6 protein-coding genes are annotated in these 19,627 nt (G+C 70.2%); all 6 read right to left on the bottom strand.

Going from position 1 to position 19,627, the window contains the following annotated elements:
- Position 1: 1 nt before the first annotated feature.
- The 6 genes from DMB37_RS40865 to DMB37_RS38255 are packed head-to-tail and all read right to left on the bottom strand — an operon-like array spanning position 2 to position 19,617.
- The gene (locus tag DMB37_RS40865) at positions 2-961 is read right to left on the bottom strand and encodes a BtrH N-terminal domain-containing protein (protein WP_167769065.1); all 960 of its coding nucleotides are present in this window, start codon (positions 959-961) and stop codon (positions 2-4) included.
- On the bottom strand, positions 958-2,724 hold the full coding sequence (locus DMB37_RS38275) for a fatty acyl-AMP ligase (RefSeq protein ID WP_135236897.1): 1,767 nt from the start codon (positions 2,722-2,724) through the stop codon (positions 958-960). The genes DMB37_RS40865 and DMB37_RS38275 overlap by 4 nt, the downstream gene beginning before the upstream one ends.
- Complete coding sequence (locus tag DMB37_RS38270; protein ID WP_135236896.1) at positions 2,721-8,360, bottom strand: non-ribosomal peptide synthetase; 5,640 nt, start codon at positions 8,358-8,360, stop codon at positions 2,721-2,723. The genes DMB37_RS38275 and DMB37_RS38270 overlap by 4 nt, the downstream gene beginning before the upstream one ends.
- The gene (locus DMB37_RS38265; RefSeq protein WP_135236895.1) at positions 8,353-11,322 is read right to left on the bottom strand and encodes a type I polyketide synthase; all 2,970 of its coding nucleotides are present in this window, start codon (positions 11,320-11,322) and stop codon (positions 8,353-8,355) included. Before DMB37_RS38265 ends, DMB37_RS38270 begins: the two co-directional genes overlap by 8 nt.
- The gene (locus DMB37_RS38260) at positions 11,319-16,331 is read right to left on the bottom strand and encodes a condensation domain-containing protein (RefSeq protein ID WP_167769064.1); all 5,013 of its coding nucleotides are present in this window, start codon (positions 16,329-16,331) and stop codon (positions 11,319-11,321) included. The genes DMB37_RS38265 and DMB37_RS38260 overlap by 4 nt, the downstream gene beginning before the upstream one ends.
- On the bottom strand, positions 16,315-19,617 hold the full coding sequence (locus DMB37_RS38255; protein ID WP_135236893.1) for a type I polyketide synthase: 3,303 nt from the start codon (positions 19,615-19,617) through the stop codon (positions 16,315-16,317). The genes DMB37_RS38260 and DMB37_RS38255 overlap by 17 nt, the downstream gene beginning before the upstream one ends.
- Positions 19,618-19,627: the final 10 nt, after the last annotated feature.

The following is a 19,627-nucleotide window of genomic DNA, read 5'->3' as shown; positions in this document are numbered from 1 at the left end:
ACTACTCCCCCTCCGTGCGGGGACGGTGCGCGAAGGCCAGGTGCTTGCCTTCGAATTCGGCTAGTGACAGCAACGTTTCGGCGATATGTGCGGTGTGCGCGGTGCGGCCCGCGGCGGCGCGCATCCGGGCGTGCATCAGCAGCGGCGGCAGCTTGCGCCATTGCGTGACCGCGCGTTCCCAGTGATCGCGACCATCGGCATCGAGCAGCTCGGGATCGAGATCGGCCGCCCACAGCAGCAGTTCGCGCTGGCGGAGTGCTTGCCATAGATCGTCGAGCTGCGTGAAATCGTCGGGTGTCGCGGCGAACTGGTAGCGGCTGGCCAGTGCCACCAGTGCGTCGCCGCCGACGAGACGGTCCTCGCGCGGCGATAGTGGCGCGACCGGATGGGATTCGAGCCACCGGTAGGTCCGGCCGGCATGGATCGCGTTGGAACCGGCCATCGCCCGTTCCCGCAGCAGTGCGACGGTGTCGTCCGCGCCGAGGCCCACCGACCAGTCGCGCAGCTCCGCCGCCGAGAGCACCGGAACCCGTTGCCCGGCTTGCTTGCCGAGCTCGGTGGTCATCGTGAGCGGATCCTCCACCACCCAGCCGTCGAGAGTCTCGACGATGGCCAGCCAGTGCGGGGCGTGCCAGCGCTGGTAACCGTGCTGCCACGGCAGGTGGAAGATGTCGGCGAGCAGCACCACCGAGCCGCGCTCGGCCACTTGTTCTTCAAGGGCGTGGTAGGCCGTTGCCCAGTCGTCCGTGCCGTTCACCCGAAGGCCGAGGGCGGGCAGCGGCGGCGTGGCGTCGTGCTCGAACAGCAGCAGGTCGTCCTCGGCGGGGCTCACCGCGAGTGTCGGTCCGCCCGCGAGCAGCGGCCGCCACCACCGGGTTTCGCCGCGGGCCACGAGCGCGCTGGCCAACGCCGCGGTGAAGCAGGTCAGCTTGTCGCCGTGCGGGGCGAGGGCGGTGGTCACTTCGCACCCGGCAAGCGGAGCGTGCCGTCGAGGTAGGCGGTGCGCGAGGCCGAACGCTGGATCTTGCCGCTGGACGTGCGCGGTATCGCGCCGGGGCCGAGCAGCACCACCTCGTGCACGCCGACGTCGTGAATGGTGAAGATGGCCTGGCGCACCGAGTTTCGCAGTTCTTGCGCGGTGGCTTCGTCGTCGCTGGGGATCCTGGCTTCGATCAGCACCACGATCTTCTCCTGCACACCGACCTCGACGGAGAAGGCCGAGCAGCGACCGGGCAGCACCAAGGGGTGTGCCTGCTCGGCGGCGTCCTCCAGATCCGGCGGGTAGTAGTTGCGGCCGTCGATGATGATCAGGTCCTTGAGCCGGGTAGTCGGATAGACCTCGCCGTCGTGCAGGAAGCCGATGTCGCCGGTGCGCAGGTAGTACTTGCCGTCGCGCGGCGCGAGTTCGCCGCGGAAGGTGTGCTCGGTCTCCTCCGGCCGGTTGTAGTACCCGGTGCAGACGGCCGGGCCTGCGACCCAGATCTCGCCGAGCCGGTCCTCGGGCAGCGGCTCCCTGGTCTCCGGATCCACGATCTGGATGGTGGTGCCCGGTGCCGCGGCACCGCCGCTGACGATGCTTGCGCCGTCCTGCGCGACCACCACCTGACCCGAGGCGAGCGCCGCGCGGTCCACCGTGAGCGTCTGCACGCCGGACAGGGTCCGCCAGTTCACCGACACGATCAGGGTCGACTCCGCCAGGCCGTACCCGGCGATCAGGGTCGAGCGCGCCAGGCCGTGGTCGGCGAAGGCGGCATGGAATTTCTCGATGGTGCTCACCCGCACCGGCTCCGCGCCGGACAGGGCGTACCGCCACCGGCTCAGGTCGATGCCGTCGAGCTCCTTGGGGCCGATACGTTCGGCGCACAGCTCGTAGCCGACGTTCGGCGAGGCCGCGAAGACCTGCGCGGGGTGGTCGCTGATCGCCTGCAGCCAGCGCTGCGGCCTGCGCAGGAACGACGTCGGCGACATCTGCACCACGCCATGGCCGTTGATGATCGGCATGATCACCCCGACCATCAGGCCCATGTCGTGGAACAGCGGCAGCCAGCTGACGAAACCGACCTCCTCGTCGGCGGAGATGCCGACGTGGTACATCATTTCGTAGACCTGCCTGGCGTTGTCCAGCAGTCCGCGATGCGGCACCATCACCCCGGCGGGCGTGCGGGTAGAGCCAGAGGTGTATTGCAGCAGAGCGATCTGCTCGCGGTCCACCAGCACGGGTTCCCAGTCGATCGCCAGCTTCTCGTCCACCTCGCCGGTGGTCACGATGAGGCGGGTGGTGTCGGTCGGCGAATTGTCCAGCCAGGCAGTCACATTGGCCAGCGCACCGTCGATGGTCACCAGGCAGGCCGGGTCGGCGTCGACACAGACCGCGTCGATGCGCCCGTTGGAGTTGTGCGCGCTCGGCGGATACAGCGGCACCGCGATGATCCCGGCGTAGAGGCAGCCGAAGAACGCCTTCACGTACTCCAAGCCAGGCGGCAGCAGCAGCACCGCGCGGTCGCCGGGGCGCGCGACCTGGAGCAGCGTGGCCGCGTATGCCCTTGCCGCACGGTCGATCTCGGCGTAGGTCAGCGACTCGGTCTCGCCGTGCTGGGACGATGAATCCGGGTAGTGCAGGAAGCTGTACGCGACCCGATCCGGTCGGCGCGCGGCCTGGTTCGTCAGCGCGCGCACCAAGGTGTCGTACTCGAGCGCGCCCCCGGTGAGCAGTGTTGTGGTCATACTCCGACCTCCTGTGGTGACGGCGCGGCGAGGAAGCCGACCTTGCGGAAGTAATCCAGGTAGCGGATGAACAGGTCACGCGAGACCGGCGGGCACTGCACGCCGACCCGATCCAGTGCGGTGACGGCCTGGTCGACGTCGAACTGGATCAGCGGGGTGAGCCCGCCGTTGGCGCTCAGCAGGCTCAACACGCTGAAGGACGCCGATCCAGGGCCCGCGCTCGCGGCGTGCGCGGCGATCGCGGCACGCCACTGGTCGAGAGCGACCAGGCGCACCGGCCAGCCGCTTTCGCGCAGCCAGCCGATCGCGTCGGTGAACGTGCACGGCTGTGGGTTGCGCAGGTGGTAGATGTGCGTGCCTGGTTCGGCGTTGCGGGCCAGTTCGACCATGGCCGCGCCGGTGAAGTCGGCGGGCGCCAGGTCGACGGCGAAGTCCACCTCCGGCGCGAGACCCACCTCCTGGCTGGCCTTGACGAGCAGCCAGAAGAAGTCGCTGGTCTGGCAGGCGCCGGTGCGGCTGTCGCCGCCGATGCGGCCGAGCCGGAACACGCTCACCGGCAGCCCGCGCTCGCCCGCCTCGGTGACCAGCCGTTCGGCCACCCACTTGCTCTGCAGGTAGCCGAGCGACAGCTGGGTGGGATCCTGGGCGGGCAGCGGTGCCGCGACCCGGCCGTCGACCGCGTCGCCGGGACCGAGCACATACAGCGAGGACACGAAATGCAATGGGGCACCACTGGTTCGGGCCAGCGTGATGAGCTCCTGGGTGCCCTGGATGTTGGCCGCCGCCAGCACCCGGTACGGCAGCGCGAAGTTCACCTGCGCGCCGTTGTGGTAGATCGCGTCGATGGTGCGCCCCAGCAGCAGGAACTGCTTCTCGGACAGCCCGAGTCGTGGCTCGGCCAGGTCGCCGAGGACCGGGATCACCCGGTCGAACGCCGCGCGCGGCAGCTCGTAGCTGTCGAAGGTGGCGGCCAACCGCGCCAGCCCCTCTTCTTTGCTGTCCGCCCGCACCAGGCAATGCACGCGAGAGTCGGTGCGTGCCAAGAGTTCATGGAGCAGGAAGGCGCCGACGAAGCCGGTCGCGCCGGTGAGCAGCACCTCGCCCGTGCTGGGCGGGGTGGCGGTCCACGGTGCGGCGGGCCACGATTCGAGCGCCGTGGCCACCTCGGCCTCGAGATCGATCGTCTCCTCCGCCGCGGCCTCCCCGGCCAGCAGGGCCACCACGCCGGCCACGGTCGGCCGGGCGAACAGCGAGCCCAGCGGAATGTCCTCGCCGAAGGTCTGTTTCAGCCGCAGGATCAGCTGCGCCGCGAGCAGCGAGTGGCCGCCGAGGTCGAAGAAGTTGTCCTCGCGGCCCACCCGCGGGATGCCGAGGACGTGGGCGAAGACGCCCGCGACCCGCTGTTCGAGCGGGGTGCGCGGCGGCTCGTACTCCAAGGTGTTGCGGCGCAGGACCGGGGCGGGCAGTGCGCGACGATCCAGCTTTCCGTTGGTGGTCAACGGGAATTCGTCCAGCACGAGCACCGCGGCGGGCACCATGTGCTGCGGCAGTCGCCGGGCCAGGTGCGCACGCACATCGACGACCAGGTCATCACGTGCCTTGACGCGCAACGGATCCGAGATGACCAGATCGTCCGGCCATTCGGCGTCGCGGGCCGCCGGGATGGACGGCAAGGGGACCTCCCAGCCGGTCACCACGACGTCGTACCGGCCGCCGGGGCGGCGCAGCGCCTCGAAGCGGTACGGCAGCCGATCGGCGAGGGCCAGGTAGTCCTCCGGGCTCACGCCACCGGAATCGGCGAGGGCGGCACGGATCTGGCCCGCACCGGCCCGGCCACGCTGCAACTCGGCGACCACCGCCAGTGGCCCGGCCACCCGTGCGTCGAGGACATCGGCGATCAGCACCGCCGCGGGGCGGTCGCGCTCGAGCAGGTCCGCCAGCTGCTGCGGCGTCGTCGATGCGTCGAGCAGTTTCGGCCGCACCGGTAGCCCGCGCTCGCCCGCGTACAGCACCGCGTCATACCGGAATCGGGACATCTCGTTGAGGTGCTCGCCGCGCTTGAGCCGGATCCTGGAGCCGGTCAGCGTGGGGTGCGCAGCCACGAAGTCCTCGAAATATTTTGGCGCGATCACCAATTCGGCGTCCCGGTCGAGCGCGGCGCGCACGGCAGGCGCGAGCTCGGCGGCACCGGCGGACGGCGCGTTGGTCGCCTCTACGGTCGCGTGGAACGACTCGCTGAGCGTGAGGTCGCGGACGTCGCCGACGAACAGCACCCCTTCGGGGGCGAGCAGGCCGGCCACCGAGTCCAGTACCCGGGTCAGGTAGTCGGCGCTCGGGAAGTACTGCACCACCGAGTTGATCAGGATGAGGTCGTACGGGCCCGCGACGTCGTAGGGCAGTTCGTCGGCGGCACACAGGTCCAGCCGGACGTGCTCGAGGTCCCGGTTGCCCGCGACGATCTTGATCCGCACGTTCTCGATGGCCGAGGCGGAGACGTCGGTGGCGTCGTAGACCGCGCACTGCGGTGCGAGCCGAGACAGCAACAGGCCGGTGCCGCAGCCGATTTCGAGGACGCGCTGCGGGGCGAGCGTACGCACCGCGGCCACGGTGGCCTCGACCCATTCCCGCATGTGCTCCTCGGGGATGGCGGCGTTGGTGTAGGAGTCGTTCCAGCCGGAGATATCGAAATCGGCGGCACCGTCGTGCCCTTGGCGGTAGGTGCTGTTGAAGACGATCTGCCAGTTGGCGACCTGATCCTGTTCCGCCTCGGCCGCGTCGGCGGCCGCATCACCCGGCGTGAAATAGGCGACCAGGGACAGGTTTCCGCCGGTGTCCTTGCGCGCCAGCACCACCGACTGGTCGACGCCGGGGTGTGCGGTGATCGCGGCCTCGATCTCGCCGAGTTCGATGCGGAAGCCACGCACCTTGACCTGCTGATCGATCCGGCCGAGGTATTCGAGGTCGCCGTCGGCCCTGCGGCGGGCGAGATCACCGGTCCGGTAGACCCGGCGTCCGCCGAGCACCGGGCTTGCCACGAAACGCTCCGCCGTGAGGTCGTCACGGTTCAGGTAGCCGCGCCCGACGCCGGGGCCGGCGACCAGCATCTCCCCCGCCACACCATCGGGCACCGGGCGCCCCGCCGGATCGACGATCAGCACGCCCAGATCGGGCAGTGGAACACCGATCAGGCTGCCCGCGGCCGACACCACATCCGCGCGGGTGAGCTCGCGATAGGTGACGTGCACGGTCGTCTCGGTGATGCCGTACATGTTCACCAACCGCGCGGACTCGCCGTAGCGGTCGAACCATGGTGTGAGCGTGGACAGATCGAGCGCTTCGCCACCGAAGATCACCCAGCGCACCGACAGCTCCATGCCCGGCGCGTTCTCCAGCGCACGCAGCAGTTGGGTGAACGCCGACGGGGTCTGGTTGAGCACCGTGACCTGTTCGCGCGCAAGTAGTTCGGCGAACTCCGCGGTGGACCGGCTGACCGAGCCGGGAACCACGACCAATCGGCCGCCGTACAGCAGCGCGCCCCACATCTCCCAGACGGCGAAGTCGAACGAGTACGAGTGGAACATCGTCCACACGTCCTGCGGGCCGAAGTCGTACCAGCGCCGGGTGGTGGCGAACAGGCGAACCACGTTGGCGTGCTCGATGACCACACCCTTGGGGACGCCGGTCGAGCCCGAGGTGTAGATCACGTAGCACGGGTCGTGCGGTTCGGCCGTCGCCAACGGCAGATCGGGCACGGTCTCGTCCGGTGACTGGTCGATGAGCAGCAGCTCGGGCCCCGATTCCGGCGCCGAGACCAGCGAGCTGTGGCTGATCACCAGCCGCGCACCGGAATCCGCGATCATGAACTCGATCCGGTCGGCCGGATACATCGGGTCGAGCGGCACATAGGCGGCGCCGGCCCGCAGCACCGCGAGGATCGCGACGACCACCTCGGCGGACCGCTCGAGGTGGATGCCGACGAACGAGCCACGGCCGACACCGCGGGCACGCAGGCGCCGCGCCAGCCGATCGGCGGCGGCCGCCAGTTCGGCGTAGCTCAATGCGCTGTCGCCGAAGGTGAGCGCCACCGCGTCCGGGGTCTGGATCGCCTGTGCCGCGAAGAGTTCGTGCAGCGTCCGGGCGGGCTCGGTGGCGGGCTCACTGGGCAATGCCGCGGCCAGCGCGCGTTCCCGCTCGGCCGGCTCGAGGAAGTCCAGCTCCGGCAGTGCGGTGTCGGGCTCGGCGACCACGGCGGTGAGCAGGGCGACGAAGTGCCGGGCGATGGCGGCGACGGTGGGCTCGTCGTAGAGGTCGACGTCGTATTCGAAGGCGCCGACGAGTTCCGCGCCGACCTGGCGCAGGGTCACCAGAACGTCGAATTTGGTTGTGCCCGAATGGACTTCGACGTATTCGGCGCTGAGGCCGGGGATCGCGAGTTCCGGGAGCGCGGTGTTCTGCAGCACGACGGCCGTGCGGAACAGCGGCGAGTGGCTGAGTTCCCGATCGGGCCGCACATGCTCGACGACGAGGTCGAACGGCGCCTCCTGGTGGTCGAACGCGTCGAAGACGACACGCTGTTCCCTGGCGAGCAGCTCGCGGAAGGTCGGCGCACCGGACAGATCCGTCCGCAGGGCGAGCGCGTTGACGAAGAACCCGATGAGCGGCTCGATCTCCGGCCGGTTGCGGCCCGCGATCGGCGTGCCGACGGTGATGTCCTCCGCGCCGGTGTAATAGCGAAGCAGCGCTTTGAATCCCGCCATCAGCGCGATGAACAGGGTGGCCGGGCGATCGTTCACCCTGACCTCGTCGGCGAGGTGCCGCAGCCCCGACAGCACCGGCGCCGGGATGGTGAACGGCACTCTGGCACCGCGGTTGTCCGGCTCGAGCGCGCGCGGGCGGTCGGGGTGGAAGGTGACCAGCGGCGGTTCGTCGCCGAGCACGCCGCGCCAGTAGTCGAGGTCGGCGCCGAACTTGTCCTGCTGGGCGAGATCCTGGAGCCACGTCGCGTAGTCGGGGTATTGCAGTGGTAGAGCGGGCAGTTCGGGCTGGTGCCTGCCCGCGGTCAGATCGGCGTAGGCCGACATCAGTTCGGTGGCGAACACCCCGAGCGACCAGCCGTCGGAGATGATGTGGTGCATCGCGACCGCGAAGATCGAATCGTCCTCGCTCAACCGCACCAGCAGCACCTCCACCAGCTGACCGGAAAGGTCGAACACCGTCCGGCTGAACTGCTCTACCTGCGCGATCGCGTCGGCGAGCGGCTGCTGCGGATCCAGCTGCGCCGGGGACACCATGGTCATCGGCAGCGGGGCCACCGGCCCGACCACCTGCACCGGAACACCGTCGCGCACTTCGATGCTGGTGCGCAGCGACTCGTGCCTGGCCACGACCAGCGACAGCGCGCCCTGCAGGGCCGCGACGTCGAGGTGGCCGCGCAGGCGCAGCGCCAGCGGCATGGTGTAGGTCGCCCGATCCGGGAACAGCTGCTCCAGGAACCAGATCCGCTGCTGCGCGGCCGAAAGCGGCGCGGCGGCAGTCGGATCGGGGCGGCGCGGGATGCCCGCCCGCGGCGTACCACCGGCGGCCCAGCGGCGCAGCAACGCGCGGCGCGACGCTCCCGAATCGACGAGTTCAGGCATTGTTGCTCCGTTCTTCGGCCGCCCCCGGCTGCTCGAGCAGTTGCTCGACCTCGCTGTCGGACAGTTCGTCCAACCGCTGCATCAGATGTGCGGCGATGGTGTCGGCCATCCCCGCGGCCGTCGGCGCGGCGAACAGCTCGCCGAGGGCGAGTTCCAACGGGAAGACGGCGCGCAGCTGGGTCGCCACGTGCACCGCGAGCAGCGAATCGCCGCCCGCCTCGAAGAAATTCGCGTCGTGGGCGATCTGCTCGACACCCAGCGCCGCGCACCACACCGAGACGACCCGGTTACGCACCGAGACCACGAAGTCGTCCTCGTCGTCTGCTGCGGTGTCGTCGCTTGTCACCGGCGGCGCCGGGGCGGGTCGCTCGGTGCCGAAGCGCCGGGTGGGTACTGCTTCCGGCGGGTCGACCCAATAGCGTTTGAGGGCAAAGGGATACGTCGGCAAACTGACGGTGGCCGGTGTCTCGCCGCCGTAGATGGCGTCGAAATCGACCGTGACACCGGACAACCAGAGTCGCGCCGCCGCGTCCACGGTCGCGGACTCGGCCGAGCCCGTGCCGAGGCTGCCGACCGTCGCCGCCGCCCGATCGGCGGTGCGCAGGAACGAGACCAGCGACTTGCCCGGGCCGACCTCCAGCGCGACCGTCCCCTGGTGCCTGCCGACCAACCCGATGGCGGCCTCCCGGAAGCGCACCGTGCTGGTCATCTGCCGAGCCCAGTAAGCGGGGTCCACCGCCTGCTCGGCGGTGATCGGCGCGCCGGTGACGTTGGACCAGAACGGGACCTGCGGAGCCTGCCGCGGCACGCCACGCACGAGCTCCGCGAAGCGGGCCGCGGCCTCGTCCATGAGCGGCGTGTGGAACGCGTGCCCGACGGGCAACAGCGAGTTCGGGACACCCTCCTCCGACAGCTCACCGGCCAAACGGAACAGCGGCGCGGGTGCGCCGGCGACGACGCAACGCGTGGCGGAGTTGTCGGCGGCGAGCCACACGTCCTCCGGCAGGCGAGCCGCGATGACGTCCACGCCCTTGGAGACGGCGAGCATGCCGCCGGGCGGTGCCGCCGCCATGATCCGGCCCCGCTCGACCACCAGGGCCAGCGCGTCGGGCAGCTCGAAGACGCCCGCGAGGGTGGCGCAGACCAGCTCGCCGAGACTGTGGCCCAGCAGTTCCCGTGGTTCGGCGCCGAACTCGCGCCACATCTCAGCCAGTGCGTATTCGACCGCGAACAACGCGACCTGAGTCTGTTCGGTGCCGTCGCCGGTGCGTACCGCGGACTCCAGGTCGAAGTCGGCGCGGTCGCGCAGGATGTCCGCGCATTCGCGGAATCGGTCGCCGAATTGCCGGATGCTCGCGGCGAGTTCGAGGACGGCGGTGCCCAGTGCGACACCCTGGCCGGGGAACAACCAGGCGAGTGCGGGGGACGGTATGGCCTCCCCTGCCGCGGGCTTACCGAGCGTGGCTGCGGCCTCTTCGGTGGTGCTCGCCACGACCATGCGGCGATGCGGGAAGGTACGGCGGCCGTGCGCCAAAGTGTGTGCGACCGATGCCAGCTCCGCGTCGGTGCCGCGCAGGTGCTCGCCGAGCCGGGCAGCGATGCGGTCGGCGTCCCGGGCGGTACGGCCCGAGATCAACAGTGCGCGCGGTCCGGGTTGCACGGCGGCTGGTTTTTGCGTCGGCGGCTGCTCCACGATCACATGGGCGTTGGTGCCGCCGATACCGAAGGCGCTGACGCCTGCCCGGCGCACGTCGTCGGGCCAGGTCCGCAGTTCGGTGTTGACGAAGAACGGGCTCGCCGCGAAATCTATTTCGGGATTCGGTCGGGTGTAATGCAAACTCGCCGGAATGCGCCCCTCGCGCACGGCGAGCACGGCCTTGATAAATCCCGCGACGCCGCCCGCCGAATTGAGATGGCCGACATTGGCTTTCACCGAGCCGAGCGCGCAGTACTGCGTCGCATCGGTGTGCTCGCGGTATGCCGCGCTCAGCGCCGACACCTCGATCGGGTCGCCGAGTTTGGTTCCGGTGCCGTGCGCCTCGACGTAGCCGATGGTGTCGGCGCCGATGCCGGCCGCCGACAACGCCTCCCGGATGACGGCGCGCTGGCCCGCGATGCCGGGGGCGGTGTAGCCGATCTTGTTGGCGCCGTCGTTGTTCACCGCGGAGCCCAGGATGACGGCGTGGATGTGGTCGCCGTCGGCGATCGCGTCGGTGAGCCGCTTGAGCACGACAACGCCGACACCCGAACCGAAGACGGTGCCGCCCGCGTCTGCGTCGAACGCCCGGCAGTGACCGTCCGGGGAGAGGATCGAGCCTTCCTCGTAGATGTAGCCGGCCTCCTGCGGCACCTGCACGCTGGCACCGCCCGCCAGCGCTACGTCGCACTGGAAGTCGAGCAGCGCCTGCGCGGCCTGGTGCACGGCGACCAGCGACGTGGAACACGCCGTCTGCACGGCGACGCTCGGCCCGGTCAGGTTCAGCTTGTAGGACACCTTGGTGGCCATGTAGTCGGAGGCGTTGCCGTGCAACGCGTGCAGCTGCGAGCTGGGGCTCTGGAACACGCTCGCGTGCCCGACCAGGTTGCGCAGCAGATAGGTGCTGAGGCCGGCGCCCGCGAAAACGCCGACCGGCGTGGGATTTTCGGCCGCGATGTGCCCGGCGTCCTCGAGGGCCTCCCACGCGCACAGGGTGAACAGGCGATGCTGCGGGTCGGTGAGTTGCGCTTCGCGCGGGGTCATTTCGAAGAACTCCGCGTCGAACTTGTCGGCGTCGGCGAGTAGCGCGCCCGCGTGCACGTAACCGGCGGGCGGGTCGGCGGGCATGGCCTCCGGCGCGAGCGGGCGCACCGATTCGCGGCCCTCGCACAGGTTGCGCCAGTACTCGGTGACGGTGTCCGCGTCGGGGAAGCGGCACGCCATGCCGATCACCGCGATCCGGAACTCGCTGTCGTCGTGGGTCATCGCTGGCTCCCAACGCTGTCGGGCCGGGTCTCGGTGGCCTGGCGGTGTGCCCGGCGGCGGGCCGCGGCCGCGCGGCGGTCCTGTCCCCGGTCCGTGTCATCCTGCGGGGCCGCTCGCCCGGCCAGCGCCTTCGCCAGCCCGTCGACGGTCGGTGCGGCGAACAGGTCGGTCATCGCCAGTTCCACGCCGAGGCGGCGCTCGAGCAGGCCACGCACCCTGGCCAGCGCCAGCGAATGGCCGCCGAGGTCGAAGAAGTTCTGCCCGAGGCCGACCTCGCGGTCGAGCACCTGCGCCCACACCTCGGCGACGATCCGCTCCAGCTCGGTCCCCGGCGGGGTGAACACCGGTGCGGCGGCCGGGGCGATCTTCGGCAGCTCGGCGCGGTCGAGCTTGCCGGTGAGGCCGCGCGGCAGGTTGTCGAGGACCATGTAGGCCGACGGAATCATGTAGTCCGGCAACCGAGTACGCAGGAACGCCGACAGCTCCAAGTAGTCGGGCTCCAGCGGGCCGTCCTGGGTGAGGTAGGCGACCAGCCGCGGCACGTCGGCCGCGGTGTCCAGCACCACCGCCGCCTCGCCGACCGTCGAGTGCGACCGCAGGAAGGTCTCGGCCTCACCCGGTTCCACCCGGTGGCCGCGAATCTTGACCTGCCGGTCCTTGCGGCCGACGAACACCAGTGTGCCGTCGGGCAACCGCCGCGCCAGGTCGCCGGTCCGGTAGTACGGAGTGCCGTCGGAGCCGGTGCCGAAGACCTTCTCGGTGAGTTCCGGCCGGCTCCAATAGCCGATGGCCACGTGCGAGCTGCGCAGGGCGATCTCACCGTAAACCTCCGTGGGGCGGCCACTTTCGTCGACCAGGTCCACCTCGACGCCCTCCACCGGGTGCCCGATCGGCACCCCGGCGCGGTCCGCGTCCTCGGGAGTGATGATGTGCTGCAAGGCGACCGAGCATTCGGACGGCCCATACAGGCTCACCAGTCGGCAGGCCGGTGTGAAGTGCTTGCCGAAGTCGACGACGTCGCCGCGGACCACCTCTTCGCCACCGAGCGCGACCAAGCGCAGGTCGGCGGGTACCCACGGCCCGTCGGTGTCGCTCAGCAGGTAGCGGAAAAGTGTTGGGGTGCAGTGCAGCACGGTGACCCCGGCGCGTTCGATCTCCTCGCGCAGGCCCGCGGGGCCGAACAGATGCGGGTCGATCACGTACAGCTCGGCCCCCGCCACCGCGGCGCCGAACGAGTTCAGCACGCCCGCGTCGAAGGTGTAGCGGGCGGGCGCGGCCACGACGTCGTCCGGACCGATGCGCAGTCGCCGTGCATAGGTGACCGCGTGGGCCAGCGCGTTACCGCGGCTCTGCGCCACGCCTTTCGGGCGGCCGGTCGAGCCGGACGTGTGCAGGATGTAGGCGAGGTCGTCGGCGCTGATGTGGGATTTCGCCCAGGTCGACAGGTCGTTGGTGAGGATCGTGCTCACGGCGGGGTCCGGTTCGGCACGCCCGGAGACCGGGAAGACGTGCGCCCCACCGGCGATCGAACGGCCCAGCTCCGCCAGCGACGGATCGCACAGCAGCGCGGAGACGTCGGCCTCCTCCATGATCTCGACCAGCCGGGCCTGCGGCGCGCGCGGGTCGAGCGGGACGTAGGCGACGCCTGCGCGCAGGGCCGCCCAGACGGCGACGAAACTCTCCGGCGTGTGGTCGTAGAGCAGCGCGACGCGGCTGCCGTCGAGGCCTGCGCCGATCAGCTTCTTGGCGATGACCGCGGTGATCGCGTCGAGCTCGGCGAAGCTCGTGCTGTGCTCGCCCGCACGCAAGGCCGGGGCGCTGCCGCGCAGGTCGATCACGGTGTCCAGCCGGTCGATCAACAGCTCGTCCGGCGCCGCCTCGGGCACCATCGCGGTACCCGGCAGTGCCCAGACCGCCTCGGCGACAGCCTCGTCCGGGTCCGCGAGGCCGATCGCACCGACGCGCTGATCGGGTTCCGCCACGATGCTGGCGAGCGCCGTCGCGTAATGCCGCAGTGCCCGAACGGCGGTCGGTGCGTCGTAGAGGTCGGCGCTGTATTCCAGGGTCAGCTTGGTCGGGCCGTCGGTCTCGTCGACTGTGAGATCGAAGTCCATCTTGGCCGTCGTGCGAGGGGCATCGACGAGCTCGACCTCGAGGTCGGCCATATCGAGAGACGGTGGCGGCGTGTTCAAGTAGTTGAACATGACCTGGGCCAGCGGGGTGCGGCTCATGTCCCTGGTCGGCACCATTGCCTCGATGACCTTCTCGAACGGCAAGTCCTGGTTGGCATGTGCGGACAGGACCGTCTTGCCGACGCGGGCCACCAGTGCGGTGAAGGTTTCTTCCGGATCGACCTCGGTCCGCAGTGCCAAGGTGTTGAGGAAGCAGCCGACCAGTGGTTCCACCGCCGACCGGGTGCGTCCGGCGATCGGCGAGGCCACGATCAGATCCTGTTGGCGGGTATACCGATTCAGCATCGTGTAGAAGGCGGCGAGCAGCACCGCGAAGGTGGTGACGCCGCTGCGGGCGGCGAGCGCCCTGACCTCGGCCATCACCTGCGGGTCGACCGCCAGCCGCGCGACCGCGCCGCGGGAGGTGCGCCGGGCCGGCCGTGGCCGGTCGCCGGGGATCTCGGTGACCGTCGGGTCGGCCAGTTCGCTGCGCCAGAACTCCAGTTGCCCGTCGAGCCGGTCGGCATTGCCGCGCTGCCAGGCCGCGTAGTCCGCGTACTGCACCACCAGCGGCGGCAGCGGCGCGGCCAGGCCGGCGACCGCTGCGCGGTAATGTGCCGAAACCTCTTGGCTCAGTACGGCAACGGACCAGCCGTCACAGACGATGTGATGCAGCGCGATGGCCAGAAAATACTCGTTCGGGGCCGACTTGATCAGGTGGTAGCGCCAGACCGGGCCCTCGGCCAGATCGAACGGGGCACGGTAGATGCTCGCCGCGAGCTCGGCCTCGGCGTCGCCGCGCTGCTCGGGTGGCAAGGTGCTGAGATCCGTGAACTCCAGCGGCCGTGCCGAATGCGGGCGGACCACCTGACGCAGCTGACCGTCCTCGGTGGTCCGGTACACGCTGCGCAGCACCTCGTGCCGCTGTTCCACCAGCGCGAGGGCCTGCTCCACCGCGGCGACGTCGAGCTCACCGCGCAGCCGCAGGCCGCCGGGCATGATGTAGGTGGCGTTGCCGGGGTCCAGGGTCTCCAGGAACCACAGGCGCTCCTGGGCGTAGGACACGGCAAGCAGCTCGCCGTCCGCGCGCGGCGCGGCCTGCAGCGGTGGCAGCGAATCCTGCTCCGCGGACGCCGATTCGATCAGCCGGGCGGCCGTCACGATCGTCGGGCTCTCGAAAAGCTCACGCAGCGAGACACTTACGCCGAACTCGTCGAGGATCTGGGAGATCACCCTGGTTGCCGCGAGGGAGGTGCCGCCGAGCAGGAAGAAGTCGTCGTGGCGGCCGATGTCGGTGCGCTCGAGCGCCTGTGCCCAGAGGGCCGCGAGGCGGGTTTCCCGCTCGCCGATCGGGGCCTCGAAAGCGACCTCTGCGGATTCGGCCGAATCCGTCTCGGCCGCTTCGTCGTTCATCGTGTACTCACGCACCGGCAGTGCGGCGAGCAGGTCATCGACCGGGGTTTCCGGTGCGGTGGCCGCCGCGGCGGCGAGGGTCAGGAAGTCCTGGGCCAGGTCGGCTGCCGCCGCCGCATTGAGCAGCTTCGCGTTGTAGGTCAGGTGGCAGACCAGCTCCGAGCCGGTCTCGGCGACGTGCATGACCAGGTCGTAGAGGGTGGCGCCGGTGTCGATGGTGTGCCATTCGACGGTCAGGCCCCACTCGCTCAGATCGGGGCGCTCCAGCACCTGCTGCACGAACAGGGTCTGAAAGATCGGGCTGAAGGCCGGATCCCACGGTCCGCCGACGGCCTCGACGATCTGCTCGAACGGGACGGTCTCGTCGTCGTAGGCCGCCATCGCGGTGTCGCGGGTGCGGTGCAGCAGCTCGCGGAAGGTCTGCCCGGTCGCGAGATCGGCGCGGACCGGGACGGTGTTGACGAAGTGCCCGATGGTTTTCGCGAGCTCGGTGTACGGGCGGGCCGCCATCGGGATGCCGACGCAGAAGTCACGCTGGCCGGTGCGGTGCGCCAAAGTCAGTTCGTAGCAGGCCAACAGGAGCACGAACGGTGGCACACCGTTGGCCGCGGCACACGCGCGGACAGCGTCGGTCACCTGTCGAGGGAACGACGTCTCGACGCGCGCACCGGTGTTGCCCACGCGCCGCGGGCGGCGACCGATGGACAGGTCCAGCGGCGGGGCGCCACGCAACAGTGCGGCCCGGCGTTCGACCGCCGCCGCTTGCGTTGCGGGCGCGGCATGTTCGGCACTCCACACGGCGTAGTCGGCGTATTGACGCGGCGGAACGGGCAGGATGCTCTCCGCGTCGTGCCGGGCGGCGCCGTAGGCCGCCCACAGTTGATCGATCAGCAGTGCGATCGACAATCCGTCCAGCACGAGGTGGTGCGCGACGACTGCGAGGATCCACTCCTGCTCGGCCAGCCGGATCAGCGCCCACCGCACCGGCGGCCGGGCCGCCAGGTCGAACGGGGCGCCTGCGAGGGATTCGAGCAGCTGATCGACCGCCGCCGCCCGCGCCTTCGCGGGTACCAAGCGCAGGTCGGGCGTCTGCCAGTCGGCGCCCGTGGCCTCGACGACCTCGGCCCGCAGGCCATCCGGCGCCTCCTTGAAGACCGTGCGGAAGGCATGCTGCTGGTGGGTCACCGCGTCGGCGGCCGCGTGCAGTGCCGCGACATCGAGCGGTCCGGTGATCCGAATGCCGAGCGGCACATGGTAGATCGCGGCGTGACCGGCCAGCTGCTCGTGCAGCCAGATGCCACGCTGGGCGGGCGTCACCGGGAACGGCCCCGCGCCCTCGCGCAGCGGAACGGTGGTGGTGGAGATGCCCGCGGCGCGGCGTTCCCGCAGGCGCGCCAACGCCAGGCTGCTAGCCGGTGAGTTCATGATCGCTCTCCAAAAGGGCGGCATCGGCCTGTTCGACCATCAGCTCCTCCAGCGCCGCGGCCACCTGGGCCACGGTCGGCTCCTGCAACATGCGCCGGAGCGCGAACTCGATCTCGAAGAGTTCGCGGAGTCTGCGAACGAACTGGGTGGCGGCCAGCGAATGCCCGCCGATGCGGAAGAAGTTCTCGAACACGCCGACCTGCTCCAGACCGAGCAGCTCGGCCCACATCTCGGCGACCACCTGCTCGTATTCGGTACGCGGCGCGACGTAGTCGACGTCGGCGGTGAACAGATCCGTCGTCGCGCGCGACACGGGGGCGGCGTCGACGCTCGGCACGCCGCCGACGATCCGATACGACTTGCGCTCGAACGGATACAACGGCAACCGGGCCTGCGGCCGCCGCACCGCGTCCACGCCCGCCCAGCGCACCTCGTGCCCGCGGACATGCAGTTCGCCGAGGGCGGCCAGCATCACCGAGAGGTCGTCCACGTCGCGGACCAGCGACGGCACCGCGACCCCGGCCCGGTCATGGTGGCGGAGCAGGCTTTTCAGCATGCCGTTGAGCGCGGGGTGCGGGCCGATCTCGAGGAACGAGCCGACGTTGGCGTCGATCATGGCGCCCACCGCCTCCGCGAACTGCACCGGGCGCACCACCTGGTCGGTCCAGTAGAGGCCGTTCAGTTGCGCGCCGTCGACCCGGCCGCCGGTGACCGTCGAGAAGAACGGGATGCTGCCCTCGCGGGGTTGGATGCACGGCATGTCCGCCGCGAATTCCGGCAGGCAGTCGCGCATCAGCGGCGAGTGGAAGGCGTAGCGGCCGGGCAGGCGGCGGGTCATCACCTGCTCGCCGTCCAGCCGGGCCAGGAAGCCGTCGACGGCACTCGTGTTGCCCGAGATCAGCGTCCACTTCGGTCCATTGGTGCCGGCGAGGTAGACCCGTTGCGGCAGTTCGAGTTCCGCGGCGGGCAGGTTGACCACGGCCATGCAGCCGTTGTCGCGAAGGCGCGCAGTAGCTTTGGCCCGAGCCGCGATGATCTGTGCCGCGGTCCGCAGATCGATCGCACCGCTGACGTGTGCGGCGGCGACCTCACCGACGCTGTGTCCTACCACGGCGGCGGGGGTGATCCCCCACGATTGCCACAGCGTCGCAAGGGCGACCTGGAGGGCGAACAGCACCGGCTGCGCCGTGCCGGTGTCGGCGAGAGCCTCCTCGTCCCGGCCCCGATCGAGCACGGCGAAGGTGGACCAGCCGAGTTCGACGCGCAACTCGCGATCGACCGCGAGCAAGGCGTCACGGAATACCGGCTGGTGCCGAATCAGCTTGCGTCCCATGCCGACCCACTGGTTGCCCTGGCCGGTGAAGACGAAGCCCACCTTGCCAGGCCCACTGCGCGGCACCCGGCCCGCGGCGGCGCCGAGCGGCAGCGAACCGCCGGAGATGGCGGTGAGCTGCTCGGCCAGGTCCGCGTGGTCCCGCGCGGCGACGGCCACCCGGTACGGATGCTGGGCCCGGCGCGCGGTCGAGGTCTGCGCCAGTTCGGCGATCGGCGCTGCCGTGCCGTCGCGCAGCATGTCGATCCAGCTGTCGACCAGGTCGAGCGTCGATTGCTCGCTGCGGCCGGAAATGCTGACCAGGTATGGCTTCTCGGTTGCCGCAGGGCGTGCCGCCGGTGCGGGCGGGCCGGTCAGGACGGCGTGCGCGTTGGTGCCGCCGAAGCCGAAGGAGCTCACGCCGGCCAGCGCCCGCCCGCTGCGGTGCGGCCAATCCTGGTTCGCCGCAGGCACGTCGAACGGCAGCTCATCGAAAGCGATGTGCTTGCTCGGCGATTCGAAGTTCAGGTTTGCGGGCACCTGCCCGTGGTGCAGCGCCAAGGCGGTTTTCACCAGCCCTGTGATGCCCGCGGCGGCCTCCAGGTGGCCGACCACCGTCTTGGCCGAGCCGACGAGGAATTTGTCTTCGCTACCGCGGTTTTCGGCGAAGACGGCGCCCAGTGCGCGGGCCTCGATGGCGTCGCCGAGGATGGTGCCGGTGCCGTGCGCCTCGATGTACTGCACGTCGCCGGGGTGCACACCGGCCCGTCGATAGGCGCGGCGCAGCACGTCGACCTGGGACTGGTAGCTGGGCGCGGTCAGCCCGTTGGTACGGCCGTCCTGGTTTATCGCGGAGCCGAGCAGCACCGCGTACACGCGATCGCCGTCCTGTTCGGCCTGCGCCAAAGGCTTCAGTACGACGGCGGCACTGCCCTCGCCGCGGACATATCCGTCGGCGCGCTCATCGAAGGTCTTGCATCGCCCGTCGGCGGCCATCATGCCCGCGTCGGCCAGCGACTCGGTGACCCGCGGGTCGAGGGTCATGTTCACCCCGCCGACCACGGCGACATCGCAGTCGCCGTCGTGCAGACTGCGCAGCGCCATGTGCAGGGCCACCAGCGACGACGAGCAGGCGGTGTCCACGCTGACGCTCGGGCCGCGCAGGTCGTAGAGGTAGGACAGCCGGTTTGCCGCGATGCTGCTGGCATTGCCGGTGACGGCGGCGATCGGCATCCCGGACTCGGCGGCCTCGCCCATGCCGCGCGCGTAGTCGCCCGCGGTGATGCCGACGAAGGTGCCGGTCGAGGTGCCGGCCAGCCGTTCTACCGGCACGCCCGCGTCCTCGAAGGCGTCGGCCACGGTCTCCGCGAGCAGACGATGCTGGGGGTCCATCGCCGCGGCCTCGGCGTCGCCGATGCCGAAGTAGTTGGCGTCGAACGCGTACGGGTCGTCGAGGAAGGCGCCGAACCAGGCGCGGCGACGCTCGCCGCGCGCGCCGCCGGACGGCGGCCAGTCGTGCCGAGCGTCCGGCGCTTCGCCGACCAATTCCCGGCCGTGCCACAGGGTTTCCCACAGCTGCTCGGGTCCGCGCAGGCCGGGGAACGAGCAACCGATGCCGATGATGGCCACCGGTTCCTGCGCGGTGTTGTCCCGCACCGGGCGCGCCCCGACTTCGGGCTCCCGATCCCGGGCATCCGGCGCGACCGGTTCGGTGCTGTCCTGCGCCGCCGCGAGCCCTTCGGCCAGGGCGTGCACGGTCGGATACTCCCAGGGCAGATCCGGCGGGAGTGGTTTACCCATCCAGGTGGAAATCTTGCCCACGAATACCAGCGCCACCGCCGAGGTGAGCCCGAAACTCGCGAAGGGCTCACTCAGCGCGACGTCATCGGTGGCAATGTCCAATAGATCCCCGAGTGTTTCGGTGAGAAACAAACTGATCTCGTCGGCCGTCCGACGGGCCATTTCTGCAGACATCTAAGCACTA

The organism is Nocardia sp. CS682, from assembly GCF_004634405.1.
Lineage (GTDB): Bacteria > Actinomycetota > Actinomycetes > Mycobacteriales > Mycobacteriaceae > Nocardia > Nocardia ninae.
This window is presented reverse-complemented; position numbering and strand designations above follow the sequence as displayed.